The organism is Streptomyces sp. NPDC088725 (assembly GCF_044751305.1).
Classification (GTDB): Bacteria; Actinomycetota; Actinomycetes; order Streptomycetales; family Streptomycetaceae; genus Streptomyces.
In genome coordinates, this window is sequence record NZ_JBIVLO010000006.1 from 168,024 (window position 1) to 184,131 (window position 16,108).

Here is a 16,108-nt window from a genome sequence, read left to right on the forward strand (position 1 = left end):
ATGAACACCTGCACGAAACATGCCGGTGCCTTCCTATCAGCCGGTCCCTATTGCGCATCACTTTGTGATTACGGTTCGCCCGGGGCCCGTTCCCGCATTCCCGGCGCTGCCGTCTAATCTCGTCGCGAGTACTTCGTCGCGTCGGCGCCGCGTCCCCGGCGGCAATCAAGTCACTGTGAACGCAGGGCGGATCGGCACGCATCCCGGCCCGGTCGCGCTGCCCCGCCCGGGCGGTTGCGACGGAGTCTCCTTGTGCACAGCTCTATTCCAGTGCCGGATGAGGAGTACGTCCAGGATGAACCGCAAGACTTTGGTGCTGTCGGCCGTGGTCGGTCTGCTCGCGCCCGTGCTCGCCGGCTGCGGCGGTTCGGACGGTGCCCACGACGGCGATAAGGCCATCGTCGTGGGCACCACGGACCCGTTCGTCGCGACCAAGACGGAGCCCGCGCCCCTCGATCCGGCGTACACCTACGACACCAACATCTGGAACCTGCTGCGCCAGACCGTCCAGTCGCTGCTCTACATACCGCGCGGTGGCGGTGAGCCGCTGCCCGACGCGGCCAGCCAGTGCACCTTCACGGACACCAGCAGTGAAAGCTACCGCTGTGTCCTGCGCGAGGGGCTGAAGTTCTCCAACGGCAACCCGATCACGGCCGCCGATGTGAAGTACTCCATCGAGCGCGTGCGGAACATCAACGACCCCAACAGCGCCGTCGGTCTGCTCACCAACATCGACACCATCGAGACCAAGGGCGACCTTGAGGTGATCTTCCACCTCAAGCGGGCCGACGCGACGTTCCCGTACAAGCTGTCGACCCCTATCGCCGGCATCATCGACCCGAAGGTCTATGAGCCGAAGAAGCTCCTGAACGGCTTCACCGTCGAAGGCTCGGGCCCGTACACGTTCAAGGCCGAGACCGCCAACGGCAAGCTGATGAAGGCGACTTACACCAAGAACCCGAATTACAAGGGCGCCCTCAAGCTGCACAACGACAAGGTCGAGATGCGGTACTTCGAGACCGCGGAGAAGATGGCCGCGGCCCTCGACAAGGGCGACATCGACGTCATGAACCGCTCCATGACGCCGGAGCAGATCCGGGGCATGCAGACCGCGCCCAAGGAAGACATCAACCTCACCGAGATCCCGGGCCAGGAAATCCGTTATCTCGCCTTCAACACCGGTGCCCCGGTCGTGAAGGAGAAAGCGGTACGCCAGGCCATGGCGGCGCTCATCGACCGCGGTGCTCTCGTCAGCAAGGTCTACGGCGGTGTGTCGGACCCGCTCTACTCCGTCATCCCTTCCGGCATCACCGGTCACACCAACTCGTTCTTCAACAAGTACGGCGAGGCGAACAAGGCGAAGGCGGCGCAGCTGCTGCAGGACGCCGGCATCGTCACCCCGGTGCAGCTCACACTGAACTACACCACCGACCACTACGGCGCCGCCACCGCGAAGGAGTTCGAGAACCTCCGCGACCAGCTGAACGCCAGCGGGCTCTTCGACATCACCATCAAGGGCCAGCCGTGGGCGACGTTCCTCCCCACGAAGAACGACGGCAAGTTCCCGGTCTTCGGACTCGGCTGGTACCCCGACTTCCCCGACCCGGACAGCTACATTGCGCCGTTCCTGGACGCGGACAACATCCTCAACACCCCGTACGTGAGCAAGAAGGCACGCGAGCAGCTGATCCCCGCTTCGCGCCGCGAGGCCGACCGCAGCGCCGCCGCGCCCACCTTCGCGGAGCTGCAGGACATCGTGGCCGAGGATGTCCCGCTGCTGCCGCTGTGGCAGGGCAAGCAGTACATCGCGGCACGCTCGGACATCACGGGTGTGGAATGGACGCTCGACTCGGGCTCCAACCTCCACCTCTGGGAGCTGGGACGCGGCACTTCCTGACCCTGTGCCACTCCGCCGGCCGCACGCTTCGGCACGCGGCCGGCGGGACCGCGCGGCGAGCGCCACGTGGTCGGGCGCCGGCGTCGTCCCCCAGGACCTCCCACCGGGCGGCGGGTACCGCGTGCCGGACCCTCCCCGCCGGGCCCCGCGCCTGATCAGCTCACTGGGCCCCGGGGCGGACCAGCCCGCTCTCGTACGCGTACACCGCGGCCTGTACCCGGTCGCGCAGGCTCAGCTTCGTCAGCACATGGCCCACGTGCGTCTTGACCGTCGTCTCGCTCACGAAGAGGTCCGCGGCGATCTCCGCGTTCGACAGGCCGCGCGCGACCAGCTTCAGCACCTCCACCTCACGCTCCGTCAGCGTGTGCAGGGCGTCGGGCACCGTCTCGTCGCCGGACGGCAGATGGTCGGCGTACTTGTCGAGCAGCCGGCGCGTGACGCTCGGCGCGAGCATCGCCTCGCCCGCCGCCACCACCCGGATGGCCTGCACCAGTTCGTTGGCCGGCGCGTCCTTGAGCAGGAAGCCGCTCGCCCCCGCGCGCAGCGCCTCCACCACGTACTCGTCGAGGTCGAAGGTGGTCAGGACGAGCACCTTGGCCGGACCGTCCCGGCCGGGGCCGGTGATCTGGCGCGTCGCCTCGACCCCGTCCATCCGCGGCATCCGGATGTCCATCAGCACGACATCGGGCTGGAGCGCCCTGACCTGATCGATGGCCTGGAGGCCGTCCCCGGCCTCGCCCACGACCGCGATGTCCCCCTCGGCCTCCAGGATCATCCGGAAGCCGGTGCGCAGCAGCGGCTGGTCGTCGACCAGTAGGACGCGGACAGTCACAAGGAGTCTCCTTCAGTCAGGGGGCCGGCCCCATTCTGCCCTGAGCCCTCCGCCCCCGGCTCCGGCGGACAGGACCTACGCGGGCTCCCCGGCACCCTCCCGGACGGATTCCCGGCCCGGTGCGGCCGGTCCGCCAGGCGTGTCCGGTACGTCCGGCGCGGCACTCACCGGCGGGACCGTCAGGGGATAGACCGGGGGAGTACCGCCGAACTCGGGGCACACCGCCTTGTGGTCGCACCAGCCGCACAGCTTCGTGGGCCGCGGCCGCCACTCGCCCGTCTCCGTCGCCGTCCGGATCGCGTCCCACAGCGCCAGGAGCTTGCGCTCCACCCGCTCCAGATCCGCCTCCACCGGGTCGTACGTCAGTACATCCCCGCTGCCCAGATACACCAGCTGGAGACGGCGCGGAACCACTCCCTTCCACCGCCAGATCACCAGGGCGTAGAACTTCATCTGGAACAGCGCGCCCTCCGCGTACTCCGGACGCGGCGCCTTGCCCGTCTTGTAGTCGACGATCCGCACCTCACCCGTCGGCGCCACATCGACCCGGTCGATCACCCCGCGCAGCCGCAGCCCGGAAGAAAGCTCCGTCTCCACGAACAACTCGCGCTCCGCCGGTTCGAGGCGGGTCGGATCCTCCAGCGAGAACCACCGCTCCACCAGCCCCTCCGCCTCGCTCAGCCAGCGCGCGAGCCGCTCTCCCCGTTCGTCCTGCGCGAACAGTTCCGCCAGCTCGGGACGCGACCCCAGCAGCCGGTCCCACTGGCCGGGGACCATCGCTCTGGCCCGCGGCGCCGTACGCTCCACCGCCGGATCGTCGAAAAGCCGCTCGAGCACCGCATGCACCAGCGTGCCGCGCGTGGCCGCCTCGCTCGGCTTCTCCGGCAGCTTGTCGATGACGCGGAACCGGTACAGCAGAGGGCACTGCATGAAGTCGCTCGCACGCGACGGCGACAGCGAAGAGGGCGGCAGGCTGGTACTCATGACGCAGACCCTACGACCCGACACTGACAGCAAGCGGAATACCATCGACTGAAGAGCGTCTCGCACTGCATGATCGAGTGAGCGACACGGTCGCCGAGGAACTGCCGCCGACGAAGGGAACCCGTGAAAGAGGACGACGAGAGCGGCGGGAGCAAGAAGGAGCCGCGGTCCGGCACCGGAACCGAGGCCCCGGGCGGCAAGCCGCCGAGGCCCGCGGATCCCGGCGGCGGCATCCTCATGGGCCGCCCCTTCGGCGTACCCGTCTACGTCGCTCCCAGCTGGTTCCTGGTGGCCGCCCTCATCACCTGGATCTTCGGCGGCCAGCTCGACCGGGTCCTGCCCGGCCTCGGCGCGTCCCGCTACCTGGTGGCGCTGTTCTTCGCGGTTGCGTTCTACGCCTCCGTACTCGTCCACGAACTGGCCCACACGGTCGCGGCCCTCCGCTTCAAGCTGCCCGTACGCCGGATCCAGCTCCAGTTCTTCGGCGGCGTCTCCGAGATCGAGAAGGAGACAGAGACCCCGGGCCGCGAGTTCGTACTCGCCTTCGTGGGCCCCCTGCTCTCGCTGGTGCTCGCCGGCGTCTTCTACCTCTCCCTGCTGGCCGTCGAAGCCGGAACGATCCCCGGTGTCCTGCTCGCCGGCCTGATGATCTCGAACCTCATCGTCGCGGCCTTCAACCTGCTCCCCGGCCTCCCGCTGGACGGCGGCAGGATGCTGCGCGCCGTCGTCTGGAAGATCACCGGAAAGCCGATGAGCGGCACCATCGCCGCCGCGTGGGTGGGCAGGGCGCTCGCCGTCGTCGTCCTCATCGGTCTTCCGCTGCTCACCCAGACCGGCGGCTTCGGCAGCTCCAGCCAGCACGCCGGCGGCGTGGAGACCGTCACCGACGCCCTGCTCGCCGCGATCCTCGCGGCCATCATCTGGACCGGAGCCGGCAACAGTCTCAGGATGGCGCGGCTGCGCGAACACCTCCCGGAGCTCGCCGCCCGCACACTCACCCGCAGGGCCGTGCCCGTCGAGCCGCAGACCCCGCTCTCCGAGGCGCTGCGACGTGCGAACGAGGCGGGAGCCCGCGCCCTGGTGGTCGTGGACCCGCACGGTGATCCCACGGCCCTGGTCCGTGAGACGGCGATCGTCGGCGTCCCGCAGCACCGCCGCCCCTGGGTCGCTGTGAGCGGTCTCTCGCAGGACCTGACCGACGGCATGAAGGTGCCCGCGGACCTCGCCGGAGAAGCGCTCCTGGACCGCCTCAGGGCCAGTCCCGCCACCGAGTACCTGGTCGTCGAGGAGACGGGCGAGATCTACGGCGTCCTGTCCACGACGGACGTCGAACGCGCCTTCGTGGCGGCCATGGCCCGGCCCGACGCCCACTGACCGCGGGGCGAAGGGGCCCGACGGCGAATCGGGCCCCGGAAGAGGCGTTAGTCTGAGGACATGTCCGAACCGACCGGTGCCGCCCGCCGACGCGGGCCCTTCAAGGTCGGGGACCAGGTCCAGCTCACCGATCCCAAGGGACGCCACTACACCTTCACGCTCGAAGCCGGGAAGAATTTCCACACCCACAAAGGGTCCTTCCCGCACGACGAGCTGATCGGTGCTCCCGAGGGCAGTGTTGTCCGTACCACGGGAAACGTCGCCTACCTCGCGCTGCGCCCCCTGCTCCCCGACTATGTCCTGTCCATGCCCCGCGGCGCCGCCGTGGTCTACCCGAAGGACGCCGGCCAGGTCCTGGCCTTCGCCGACATCTTCCCCGGCGCACGTGTCGTCGAGGCCGGTGTGGGCTCCGGCTCGCTCAGCGCCTTCCTGCTGCGCGTCATCGGCGACCAGGGCATGCTGCACTCCTACGAGCGCCGCGAGGACTTCGCCGAGATCGCCAGGCAGAACGTGGAACGCTACTTCGGCGAACCCCACCCCGCGTGGCAGCTGACGGTCGGTGACCTCCAGGACAACCTGTCGGACACCGAGGTCGACCGCGTGATCCTCGACATGCTCGCCCCCTGGGAGTGCGTCGAGGCCGTCTCCAAGGCGCTCGTCCCCGGCGGCATCCTCTGCGCCTACGTCGCCACGACGACGCAGCTCTCCCGGACCGTCGAGACCATCCGCGAGTTCGGCACGTTCAACGAGCCGGCCGCCTGGGAATCGATGATCCGCAACTGGCACGTCGAGGGCCTGGCCGTACGCCCCGACCACCGGATGATCGGCCACACCGGCTTCCTGGTGACAGCCCGCAGGCTCGCCGACGGCGTCGAGCCGCCGCTGCGCCGCCGCCGGCCCGCCAAGGGCTCGTACGGCGACGACTACGACGGTCCCGGCAGCGCCGGCGGCTCGCGCGGCTGATCCGAGGTCCCGAGGACCAGCGGCCGGCGCAGCTGATCCGAGCTTTCAGGGCCCGGCCCCGGGCCGTCAACACGACACCGCCGCCGCCGAGTTCCCGCCCGCACGGGGGAACTCGGCGGCGGCGCCTTTATGTTGGCCCTACGCTGCGACGATCGTTCGGACCCCGCTGTTCCGCCGCGCTGTGACCTGTGGCACGATGCTGTCTCTCCCCCACCCTCCCGGCTCTTTTCGTTGTCCCCCCGGCACCGCCCTCACAGGAGACACTCCGCGTGCAGCTCTCCGACGTCCCGGACCTCGCGCACACCCGGCCCCACGTGATGCACTGGCTCACGACCGCGACCGCCATGGCAGGGGTCGTCGCGCTCGCGGGTCTGCTCCAGCCGGGCGCCGCCACGGCGTCCCAGTCCGCCTCCGGGCCGGCCGGCGCCATCGCCCACGACGACTCCCCGCTCCCTGCGCCCGACACCGGGGGAGTGGCTTTCCCGCTCGAATGCGGGGGGATCGGCACCGTCGTCACGAAGCAGGCCTCGGGCGATCTCGACGGCGACCACAACCCCGAGACGGTCGCGGTGGTCCGCTGTGACACGGCCGCGGGCACCCCGCCGAGCGGCGTTTATGTGCTGACCAGAGCCGGTAAGGACGCGGCGGCCGAGCCGCGCGTCGTGGCCACCCTGCTCGACCCGAAGGAACAGCAGAGCGTCGCGGACGGCTTCGCCGTACGGGACGGCGTGGTCCTCGCGACGCTCCTCGGCTACTCCTCGGACCAGGTGCCCAGCTGCTGCCCCGACGAGCAGGAGCGGGTCTCCTGGCAGTGGCGGAACGGTTCCTTCGTACGCAACGACCTCGCCGACGGCCGGAGCGTCTGACCCGTCACACAGCGTTCACGCCGTGTGACGGGCCGGATCAGGCCACTCCGGATCAGGCCACCGGTGTCGCGGGAAACTCACTCCGCGTCCGGGCCGTACACCTCTACCCGGTCCGAGACACGGCGTACGTGGATGCAGTCGCCCGGGCACTCCTTCGCCGAGTCGACCACGTCGCGCAGCAGTGGCAGCGGGACGCGCGTGGTGGCCCCCGGCGACTGCAGCAGCTCGTCCTCGGTGCTCTTCACGTAGGCGAGCCCGTCGATGTCCAGCTCGAAGACCTCGGGGGCGTACTGCGCGCAGATTCCGTCCCCGGTGCACAGGTCCTGGTCGATCCAGACCTCCAGCGGCTCACGGACCTCGGCGGCGCCTTCGGTGGGGACCTCCTGCTGCACGGTCATTTCTCCTGCCATTTCGTGCGTCGGGTGATGCACTATGAAGTAAGTCGCGCCAACCCTGACGGGTGTTGAACACAACCGACGATACAACCGGCGGCTTTCCGATGTTGAACCGTGGGTATTCCCTGGCGTAGGGGAGAGCGCAAGGGTGAAGATCGGACACGCCCCGACAGTCTTTGTGATCTAGGGGTTTCAACACCCACCCACCCAGGTAGGGTCAGGAAGCGTCCAGCTCCCCTTGGAGGAGGTGAGGACCGTGGCAGCCCACGACGACGACATCAACCGCGGCAACCGGCCCGGGCGGGGGTCAGAAGACCCAGCCGGCCAGGTTGCCTATCTCGAGCAGGAAATCGCCGTCCTGCGACGCAAGCTTGCCGACTCTCCGCGACACACGAGGATTCTCGAAGAGCGGATCGTCGAGTTGCAGACGAACCTGGCAGGCGTGTCCGCGCAGAACGAGCGGCTGGCGAATACGCTCCGCGAGGCCCGCGATCAGATCGTGGCTCTCAAGGAAGAAGTGGACCGGCTCGCGCAGCCGCCGGCCGGCTTCGGTGTATTCCTGCAGGCCAATGAGGACGATACGGCCGACATCTTCACCGGGGGCCGCAAGCTCCGGGTGAACGTCAGCCCCAGCGTCGAGCTCGCCGAGCTCAGGCGCGGCCAGGAAGTCATGCTCAACGAAGCGCTCAACGTGGTCGAGGCCATGGAGTTCGAGCGTGCCGGGGACATCGTCACCCTCAAGGAGATCCTTGAGGACGGCGAGCGCGCCCTGGTGGTCGGGCACACCGACGAGGAACGGGTGGTGCGGCTCGCCGAGCCGCTGCTGGACATCACCATCCGCTCCGGTGATGCCCTGCTGCTCGACTCACGCTCCGGTTACGTCTACGAGGTGGTTCCCAAGAGCGAGGTCGAGGAGCTGGTCCTCGAAGAGGTCCCGGACGTCGACTACGACAAGATCGGCGGTCTGGGCGGCCAGATCGAGATGATCCGCGACGCGGTCGAGCTTCCGTACCTCTACCCGGACCTCTTCAAGGAGCACGAGCTGCGTCCGCCGAAGGGCATCCTGCTCTACGGTCCGCCCGGCTGCGGAAAGACGCTCATCGCCAAGGCCGTGGCCAACTCCCTTGCCAAGAAGGTCGCCGAGGTGACCGGACAGCCCGCGGGGAAGAGCTACTTCCTCAATATCAAGGGCCCCGAACTCCTCAACAAGTACGTCGGTGAGACCGAGCGGCACATCCGCCTGGTCTTCCAGCGTGCCCGGGAGAAGGCCAGCGAGGGCACCCCCGTCATCGTCTTCTTCGACGAGATGGAATCCCTCTTCCGCACCCGTGGATCCGGTGTCAGCTCGGACGTGGAGAACACCATCGTCCCCCAGCTGCTCGCCGAGATCGACGGTGTGGAGGGCCTGGAGAACGTCATCGTCATCGGTGCCTCCAACCGTGAGGACATGATCGACCCCGCGATCCTGCGGCCGGGACGTCTCGATGTGAAGATCAAGATCGAGCGTCCGGACGCGGAGGCCGCGAAGGACATTTTCGCCAAGTACCTGCGTTCTTCGCTGCCGCTCCACACGGACGACCTGTCCGAGCACCAGGAGTCCCGCGAGGACGCGGTCATGGGCATGATCCAGACAGTTGTCGAACGGATGTACACCGAGTCCGAGGAGAACCGCTTCCTCGAGGTCACGTACGCCAATGGCGACAAGGAAGTCCTCTACTTCAAGGACTTCAACTCCGGCGCGATGATCCAGAACATCGTCGACCGGGCCAAGAAAATGGCCATCAAGGACTTCCTCGACCACAACCAGAAGGGCCTCAGGGTCTCCCATCTCCTCCAGGCGTGCGTGGATGAGTTCAAGGAGAACGAGGACCTGCCGAACACCACCAACCCGGACGACTGGGCCCGGATCTCCGGAAAGAAGGGCGAGCGGATCGTGTTCATCCGCACCCTGGTGACCGGAAAGCAGGGCGCGGACTCCGGACGCTCCATCGATACGGTGGCGAATACGGGCCAGTACCTGTAATCAGTGTCTGTAGTGGCGAAGGGCGGCTGCGGAGGTCCGTAGGGGCATCCGCAGCCGGTTCTTTTCCCGGACCCGTCCTGACATCAAGCAATGGCGTAATTGATCTCCCCAGCAGCGCAATGGCGTTCTAGGCTCTCCGGTACCGCCGAGTCACGCAGTGCGGGGACGGGCACCGCACACGCACCGGAGAGACAGCGGTACTTGAGCGGGGCTCCCGAAGGGGAGCGCCGCCGGGCAAGGAGGGCCGCATGACCGTACGGCGAGTAATGGGCATCGAGACGGAGTACGGCATCTCCGTCGCGGGTCACCCCAACGCCAATGCCATGCTCACCTCATCCCAGATCGTCAACGCGTACGCGGCGGCGATGCTCAGGGCGCGGCGCGCCCGCTGGGACTTCGAGGAAGAGAATCCGCTGCGGGACGCGCGCGGCTTCGACCTCGCTCGCGAGACGGCCGACTCCAGTCAGCTCACGGACGAGGACATCGGTCTCGCCAATGTGATCCTCACCAACGGCGCGCGGCTGTACGTCGACCACGCCCACCCGGAGTACAGCTCACCCGAGATCACCAACCCGCGTGACGCCGTCCTCTGGGACAAGGCCGGCGAGCGGATCATGGCAGAGGCCGCCGAGCGGGCCGCCCAGCTTCCGGGCGCCCAGCCGATCCACCTGTACAAGAACAACACCGACAACAAGGGCGCGTCCTACGGCACCCACGAGAACTACCTGATGAAGCGGGAGACCCCGTTCTCGGAGATCGTGCGCCATCTGACGCCGTTCTTCGTCTCGCGGCAGGTCGTCACGGGCGCCGGCCGGGTCGGTATCGGCCAGGACGGCCGCGAACACGGCTTCCAGATCAGCCAGCGGGCGGATTACTTCGAGGTCGAGGTCGGCCTGGAGACCACCCTCAAGCGCCCCATCATCAACACCCGCGACGAACCGCACTCGGACGCCGAGAAATACCGGCGGCTGCATGTGATCATCGGGGACGCGAATCTCTCGGAGATCTCGACCTACCTCAAGCTCGGTACGACCTCGCTCGTCCTCGCCATGATCGAGGACGGTTTCATCAATGTCGACCTGGGCGTCGACCAGCCGGTCCGCACCCTGCACCAGGTCTCCCACGACCCGGCGCTCGGCCACCTCGTCACTCTCCGCAGCGGCCGCACACTCACCGCCGTCCAGCTTCAGATGGAGTACTTCGAGCTGGCCAGGAAGTACGTCGAGGAGCGGTACGGCTCCGACGCCGACGAGCAGACCAGGGATGTCCTGGCCCGCTGGGAGGACACCCTCAACCGGCTCGAGAACGATCCGATGAGTCTGTCCGGTGAACTCGACTGGATCACCAAGCGCGAGATTCTCGAGGGCTACCGCCGCAGGGACAACGTGGACTGGGACGCGGCCCGCCTGCACCTCGTGGACCTCCAGTACGCCGACGTACGCCCGGAGAAGGGCCTCTACAACCGGCTGGTGGCCCGCGGCAGGATGAAGCGGATCCTGGACGAGCAGGACGTCGAGCGGGCCAGGACCAAGCCGCCGGAGGACACCAGGGCGTATTTCCGCGGCCGCTGCCTCGAGCAGTACGCGGACGACGTCGCGGCCGCGTCGTGGGACTCGGTCATCTTCGACCTTCCGGGCCGCGACTCACTGCAACGGGTGCCGACCCTGGAACCGCTGCGCGGCACTCGTGAACACGTCAAGGATCTGCTGGACCGGTGCCGTACCGCGGAAGACCTGGTCCGGGTGCTTTCCGGAGGCTGAAATGGTCCCGGTCAGGGAATCATCGGAGTAGGCCCCGTGCGTTGTGAGAACTACGGGGCCGATGTCGGACCCTGCTTGTAGGGTCGGATCTTGAAGGTCACATCGAGCGGGGCGAACCGAGCGGGGTGAGGGATATGGCGACCAAGGACACCGGCGGCGGACAGCAGAAGGCAACGCATTCCACGGAGGAGGCCGAAGAGCAGGCGCAGGACGCGCAGGGCTCGGAAGACCTGAAGGAACGGCAGGAGAAGCTGTCGGACGACGTGGACTCCGTTCTGGACGAAATCGATGATGTGCTCGAGGAGAATGCCGAGGACTTCGTTCGCTCCTTCGTGCAGAAGGGCGGGCAGTGAGGGCCCGGGCATTGACGCCCTGGCAGTGACGCCCCGGCCGGGCACGTTCGATTCCGTGCCCGGGAAGAGCTGTTCCCGACGGGGACAAACGCTTCCGCCGCAGGCCATCGCGAGCGACATCTCGGCGCGACGGCCTGCGGGTCCGGCTTCCCCGCGTGCCGTTGCGGCTGTCGGCAGCCGCAATCGGCCGTGGCAATTCGCCGTGACAACAGACCGTGGGAATCCGCCCGGACGGGAGAATGTCCGGTACGGAATCTCCGTGCCTGATGACGGCGCCACCGCGGCTGTGCGCGACGGCCGATCCCGCTCCGGACAGGAAGCCGCACGATCTGCCTGTCTGCTCCCGCACTTCATGTGGATCACCGCCGTCAGGCGGGTAGGGTCCGTGGCGTACGGTGCTTCAACTGCAATTCGGCCATCGGCAAGTTGGGGGATGGTCCCGACACCTTGCGGCGGGCCACCGCCTACCTGGAGGGAAACGCGTGGAAGCCAACACTCGTAGCACCGGGCGTCTACCAGCTGCCTTCCTGACGCCCGGCTCGTCCTCGTTCATGGATTTCCTGTCGGACCAGTCGCCGGACATGCTGCCGGGCAAGCGGTCGCTGCCGCCCCTGCAGGGGGCGATCGAGGCGCCGCACGGCACCACGATCGTCGCCGTGACGTTCCCCGGGGGTGTGGTGCTCGCCGGTGACCGCCGCGCGACGATGGGCAACATGATCGCGCAGCGCGACATCGAGAAGGTCTTCCCGGCCGACGAGTACTCGGCCGTGGGCATCGCCGGGACCGCCGGTCTCGCCGTGGAGATGGTGAAGCTCTTCCAGCTGGAGCTCGAGCACTTCGAGAAGGTCGAAGGCGCACAGCTCTCGCTGGAGGGCAAGGCCAACCGGCTCTCCACGATGATCCGTTCCAATCTGGCCATGGCCATGCAGGGCCTGGCCGTCGTCCCGCTCTTCGCGGGCTACGACGTGGACCGCGAGAGGGGCCGCATCTTCTCGTACGACGTGACGGGCGGCCGCTCCGAGGAGAGCGGCTACGCGTCCACCGGATCCGGGTCGATCTTCGCCCGCGGGGCCATGAAGAAGCTCTACCGCGAGGATCTGACGGAGGAGCAGGCCACGACGCTGGTCATCCAGGCGCTGTACGACGCCGCGGACGACGATTCGGCGACGGGCGGTCCCGACGTGGCCCGCCGGATCTATCCGATTGTCACCGTCATCACGGAGGAGGGTTTCCGGCGGCTGTCCGACACGGAGTCCGCCGGCATCGCCCGGTCGATCCTCGAGCGCCGGATGGAACAGCCCGACGGCCCGCGCGCCGCCCTGCTCTGAATGAACCCGCCACTGACAGAAAGGGACGGATAGCCGGTGTCGACGCCGTTCTATGTCTCACCCCAGCAGGCGATGGCCGACCGGGCGGAGTACGCCCGCAAGGGCATCGCCCGCGGCCGCAGTCTGGTCGTGCTGCAGTACGCCGACGGCATTGTCTTCGTCGGCGAGAACCCGTCCCGTGCGCTGCACAAGTTCAGCGAGATCTACGACCGGATCGGCTTCGCCGCCGCCGGCAAGTACAACGAGTACGAGAATCTGCGCATCGGCGGTGTGCGCTACGCGGATCTGCGCGGATACACCTACGACCGCGCGGATGTGACGGCCCGCGGTCTCGCCAACGTCTACGCCCAGACGCTCGGCACGATCTTCTCCAGCGCAGGCGAGAAGCCGTACGAGGTGGAGCTGGTCGTCGCTGAGGTCGGCGCCACCCCGGAAGGCGACCAGATCTACCGCCTGCCGCATGACGGTTCCATCGTGGACGAGCACGGCTCGGTCGCGGTCGGCGGCAGTTCCGAGCAGATCAGCACCTTCCTCGACCAGCGGCACCGCGACGGCATGTCGCTCGCCGAGGCGCTGAAGCTGGCCGTCCAGGCGCTGTCGAGGGACACCAACGGCAGCGAGCGGGAGATTCCCGCGGAGCGGCTGGAGGTGGCGGTCCTGGACCGTGAGCGTCCGCAGCAGCGCAAGTTCAAGCGGATCGTCGGCCGTCAGCTCTCCCGCCTGCTGGAGGCGGACGGCGCCGCGTCGACCCCGACCGACGCCCCGTCGGACACGGACGAGACGACGGACACCGACTCCGACGCGTAGGTTCTGCCCGTGCTGTGCCCCGGTCCGCGCGCGGACCGGGGCACAGCCGTGTGCGCGGAGCCCGCACGGCGGGCGGTGCACGGACGGGCTCATGGCCGGTCCGCGACCGCCACCGGAGCTGTGGATCCCCGGGGCACCAGGGTGACCGGCAGATCGCCGGTCTCGGGGCCGCGGCCGTCGAGGACCGCCAGGAGCGCCGACATGCCGCGCGCGCCGACCTCTTCCGCGGGCAGCCGCACGGTGGTGAGTTCCGGTTCCACGGCCGTGGCGAGCGCGAGGTCGTCGAAACCGGTGACGGAGATGTCCTCGGGCACCCGCAGGCCGAGCCGCCGTACCGCCTTGCAGGCGCCCGCGGCCAGGATGTCGCCGTCGCAGACCAGCGCGGTGGGGCGCGGTCCCGGTGCGGTGAGCGTCCGTTCCACCGCCCTCCTGGCGGCGTCCACCTCCAGCGGCGCGGGCACGGTGCGTACGGTCGCGTCCGGCACGCCTTGTACCGCCCTGGTCACCGCGTCGCGGCGGACGTCGAACGTCCAGGAGGCGACGGCGGAGGAGAGGTGGGCGAAGCGGCGGTGGCCGAGTCCGAGCAGATGGGCCATCACCTGCCGCATGCCGTCCGCGATGTCGAGGTTCACCCGGGCGGCGGCGCCGGGGCCGGCCGGGTCGCTGTCGAGCATGACCAGCGGCAGGTCGGCGTCCCGCAGCGCGCTCAGCGCGTCCGTCGCCATCGAGGAGGCGATCACGCCGTCCAGCGCGGTGCGCGCGGAGCCGAAGGGGTCCTTCGCGGGGCCCACTCCGGCGGGTGAGGGGTAGAGGACCACCCCGAAGTCGTGTTCCGCGGCGACTTCGGCCGCTCCGGTGTAGACGCGGGCGAAGAACTCGTGGGTGAGGGCGGGCACGACGAGCAGAGCTGTTCTGGTGCGGCCGAGCCTGAGGCTGCGGGCGGCGAGGTTGGGCCGGTAGCCCAGATCCCTGGCGCTGTCCCGGACCAGCCCCGCGGTGCGCTCGGAGACACGCCCGCGCCACTTCCCGCCGAGCACCAGCGACACGGTGGCCTGCGAGACGCCCGCGACCCGGGCGACATCCCTGCTGGTGGGCCTGGCGGCCTGCTCGGTCATGGCTGCCGCTCTCCGTCGGATGGTGAGACCGCGGTGGACCCGCGCCTTGCGCACATGGTACGTATAACGCCGGACGTTATACGTACAACCCCGGTCAGCACCGGGGGGACGGAGAGAGACATGGCCGCGGCATCCAGCGGTAACCCCGGCGCCGGCGGATATGCGGACATCCTCAAGGCGCCGCACGCCGCCCGGCTGCTGACCGGCACCCTCGTGGGACGGCTGCCCAACGCCACCGCGCCGATCGCCATCGTGCTGCTCGTCCGCGCGGCGGGCGGCAGCTACACGCTCGCCGGCGCGCTCGCCGCCGTGTACGGCATCGCCAACGCCGTGGGGCAGCCGCTGCTCGGCCGGGCGGTCGACCTGTACGGGCAGCCGCGTGTGCAGCTGCCCGCCGCCCTCGTGTCCGCGCTCGGCGCGGTGCTGCTCGTCGTGGCGGGGACCGGCACACCGCTGCTCGCCTACCTGGCCGTCGCGGTCGCCGGCCTCTTCACACCGCCGCTCGAAGGCGGGCTGCGCGCCCTGTGGCCGAGCGTGCTGGGCCGCGAGGACCGGGTGCACCGCGCGTACGCCATGGACGCCGTGGCGCAGGAAGTGATGTTCACGGTCGGCCCACTGCTCGTCACGCTGCTGGTCGGCCTCTGGTCGCCGGCCGCGGCGCTGCTCGTCCTCAACGCCGTCGGCGTGCTCGGCGCGCTCTCCGTCGTCGTGTCCGAGCCCTCGCGTGCCTGGCGCTCCGAGCCCCGCGAAGCGCACTGGCTCGGCGCCCTGCGCGCGCCAGGACTGCTCGCGCTGCTCGGCGCGTTCCTCTTCGTCGGGGTCGCGCTCGGCTCCATCACGGTCGCGGGCGTCGCCTATGCCGACGACCAGGGGCAGGAGTCGGCGTACGGCTGGCTGATGGCCGCTCTGGGCCTCGGCGCGCTGCTCGGCGGTGTGGCGTACGGCGCCGTCCGCTGGACGGGCACGCCCGAGCGCAGGCTGCGGGTGATCGTCGCGCTGCTCGCCCTCGGCTATCTGCCGCTGATGCTCACGCCGGGCGTGGTCGCGATGACCGGGCTCGGCCTGGTCGCCGGGATCTTCCTGGCGCCCGCGCTCGCCTGCGCCTTCATCGTCGTCGACCGGCATGCCCCGCGGGGCACCGTCACCGAGGCGTTCTCGTGGCTCGTGACGACCTTCGGGGTCGGCGCCGCGCTGGGCACGGCGGTGGCCGGCCCGGCCGTCGAGATCGGCGGTACGTCCGCGAGCTTCGCGGTCGCGGCAGGCGGCGGAATCGCCGCACTGCTCGTGCTGCTGACCACTCAGCGGGTACTCGCGGCTCCCGGCCGTCCTTCCAATGCCACGCCCGGAACGGAAAATGATCCAAGCGGGGCGGTCGAACCCGGTTTCAGCACGGGCCATCAAGCGTAATGTT

15 protein-coding genes are annotated in these 16,108 nt (G+C 69.0%); 11 read left to right on the forward strand and 4 right to left on the reverse strand.

What is annotated here, in order from left to right; translation table 11 throughout:
* The first annotated feature begins 295 nt into the window (after positions 1–295).
* On the forward strand, positions 296–1,897 hold the full coding sequence (locus ACIP6N_RS17080; RefSeq protein ID WP_401816448.1) for an ABC transporter substrate-binding protein: 1,602 nt from the start codon (positions 296–298) through the stop codon (positions 1,895–1,897).
* Between the two features lie 160 nt (positions 1,898–2,057).
* Here ACIP6N_RS17080 and ACIP6N_RS17085 read toward each other — a convergent pair whose 3' ends face one another.
* Together ACIP6N_RS17085 and ACIP6N_RS17090 are read right to left on the reverse strand one after the other, a co-directional pair.
* Complete coding sequence (locus tag ACIP6N_RS17085; protein WP_401816450.1) at positions 2,058–2,729, reverse strand: response regulator; 672 nt, start codon at positions 2,727–2,729, stop codon at positions 2,058–2,060.
* Positions 2,730–2,804: 75 nt separating this feature from the next.
* Complete coding sequence (locus ACIP6N_RS17090; RefSeq protein ID WP_401816451.1) at positions 2,805–3,758, reverse strand: RecB family exonuclease; 954 nt, start codon at positions 3,756–3,758, stop codon at positions 2,805–2,807.
* Positions 3,759–3,836: 78 nt separating this feature from the next.
* Between ACIP6N_RS17090 and ACIP6N_RS17095 the strand changes: the two genes are divergently transcribed.
* The 3 genes from ACIP6N_RS17095 (at position 3,837) to ACIP6N_RS17105 (ending at position 6,916) form a co-directional block, all read left to right on the forward strand.
* Positions 3,837–5,087, forward strand: coding sequence for a site-2 protease family protein (locus tag ACIP6N_RS17095; RefSeq protein WP_401816453.1), 1,251 nt, complete (start codon positions 3,837–3,839; stop codon positions 5,085–5,087).
* 60 nt (positions 5,088–5,147) lie between these two features.
* Complete coding sequence (locus ACIP6N_RS17100) at positions 5,148–6,050, forward strand: tRNA (adenine-N1)-methyltransferase (RefSeq protein WP_401816455.1); 903 nt, start codon at positions 5,148–5,150, stop codon at positions 6,048–6,050.
* A gap of 269 nt (positions 6,051–6,319) precedes the next feature.
* Entirely contained in the window at positions 6,320–6,916 is a 597-nt protein-coding gene (locus ACIP6N_RS17105) for a hypothetical protein (protein WP_401816457.1), read from the forward strand.
* Positions 6,917–6,993: 77 nt separating this feature from the next.
* Here the strand turns inward: ACIP6N_RS17105 and ACIP6N_RS17110 are convergent, their stop codons facing one another.
* Positions 6,994–7,314 (reverse strand): ferredoxin, encoded by a 321-nt coding sequence (locus ACIP6N_RS17110; RefSeq protein WP_401816458.1) that lies wholly within the window; start codon positions 7,312–7,314, stop codon positions 6,994–6,996.
* A gap of 253 nt (positions 7,315–7,567) precedes the next feature.
* Here ACIP6N_RS17110 and arc point away from each other — a divergent pair, with 253 nt between their 5' ends.
* From arc to prcA, 6 genes are all read left to right on the forward strand, one after another.
* Entirely contained in the window at positions 7,568–9,334 is a 1,767-nt protein-coding gene (gene arc / locus ACIP6N_RS17115) for a proteasome ATPase (protein WP_401816459.1), read from the forward strand.
* A 248-nt stretch (positions 9,335–9,582) separates the two neighbouring features.
* Positions 9,583–11,094, forward strand: coding sequence for a depupylase/deamidase Dop (dop, locus tag ACIP6N_RS17120; RefSeq protein WP_401816461.1), 1,512 nt, complete (start codon positions 9,583–9,585; stop codon positions 11,092–11,094).
* A gap of 134 nt (positions 11,095–11,228) precedes the next feature.
* The gene (locus tag ACIP6N_RS17125; protein WP_401816463.1) at positions 11,229–11,447 is read left to right on the forward strand and encodes a ubiquitin-like protein Pup; all 219 of its coding nucleotides are present in this window, start codon (positions 11,229–11,231) and stop codon (positions 11,445–11,447) included.
* 354 nt (positions 11,448–11,801) lie between these two features.
* On the forward strand, positions 11,802–11,978 hold the full coding sequence (locus tag ACIP6N_RS17130) for an endonuclease domain-containing protein (RefSeq protein WP_401816465.1): 177 nt from the start codon (positions 11,802–11,804) through the stop codon (positions 11,976–11,978).
* A complete protein-coding gene (gene prcB, locus ACIP6N_RS17135; RefSeq protein ID WP_401816466.1) occupies positions 11,930–12,775 on the forward strand; it encodes a proteasome subunit beta in 846 nt (281 codons plus the stop codon). The genes ACIP6N_RS17130 and prcB overlap by 49 nt, the downstream gene beginning before the upstream one ends.
* 36 nt (positions 12,776–12,811) lie before the next feature.
* Positions 12,812–13,582, forward strand: a complete 771-nt coding sequence (gene prcA / locus ACIP6N_RS17140) for a proteasome subunit alpha (protein ID WP_401816468.1) — start codon at positions 12,812–12,814, stop codon at positions 13,580–13,582.
* Positions 13,583–13,671: 89 nt separating this feature from the next.
* Here the strand turns inward: prcA and ACIP6N_RS17145 are convergent, their stop codons facing one another.
* The gene (locus tag ACIP6N_RS17145) at positions 13,672–14,697 is read right to left on the reverse strand and encodes a LacI family DNA-binding transcriptional regulator (RefSeq protein WP_401816470.1); all 1,026 of its coding nucleotides are present in this window, start codon (positions 14,695–14,697) and stop codon (positions 13,672–13,674) included.
* 120 nt (positions 14,698–14,817) lie between these two features.
* Between ACIP6N_RS17145 and ACIP6N_RS17150 the strand changes: the two genes are divergently transcribed.
* Positions 14,818–16,104: an MFS transporter gene (locus tag ACIP6N_RS17150; RefSeq protein ID WP_401816472.1), complete on the forward strand. Its 1,287-nt coding sequence runs from the start codon at positions 14,818–14,820 to the stop codon at positions 16,102–16,104.
* Positions 16,105–16,108 lie beyond the last annotated feature (4 nt).

Coding starts and splice junctions, on each gene's coding strand:
- ACIP6N_RS17080 (WP_401816448.1), top strand. CDS start 296: ATGAACCGCAAGACTTTGGTGCTGTCGGCCGTGGTCGGTCTGCTCGCG.
- ACIP6N_RS17090 (WP_401816451.1), bottom strand. CDS start 3,758: ATGGTATTCCGCTTGCTGTCAGTGTCGGGTCGTAGGGTCTGCGTCATG.
- ACIP6N_RS17100 (WP_401816455.1), top strand. CDS start 5,148: ATGTCCGAACCGACCGGTGCCGCCCGCCGACGCGGGCCCTTCAAGGTC.
- ACIP6N_RS17110 (WP_401816458.1), bottom strand. CDS start 7,314: ATGACCGTGCAGCAGGAGGTCCCCACCGAAGGCGCCGCCGAGGTCCGT.
- dop (WP_401816461.1), top strand. CDS start 9,583: ATGACCGTACGGCGAGTAATGGGCATCGAGACGGAGTACGGCATCTCC.
- ACIP6N_RS17125 (WP_401816463.1), top strand. CDS start 11,229: ATGGCGACCAAGGACACCGGCGGCGGACAGCAGAAGGCAACGCATTCC.
- ACIP6N_RS17145 (WP_401816470.1), bottom strand. CDS start 14,697: ATGACCGAGCAGGCCGCCAGGCCCACCAGCAGGGATGTCGCCCGGGTC.
- ACIP6N_RS17150 (WP_401816472.1), top strand. CDS start 14,818: ATGGCCGCGGCATCCAGCGGTAACCCCGGCGCCGGCGGATATGCGGAC.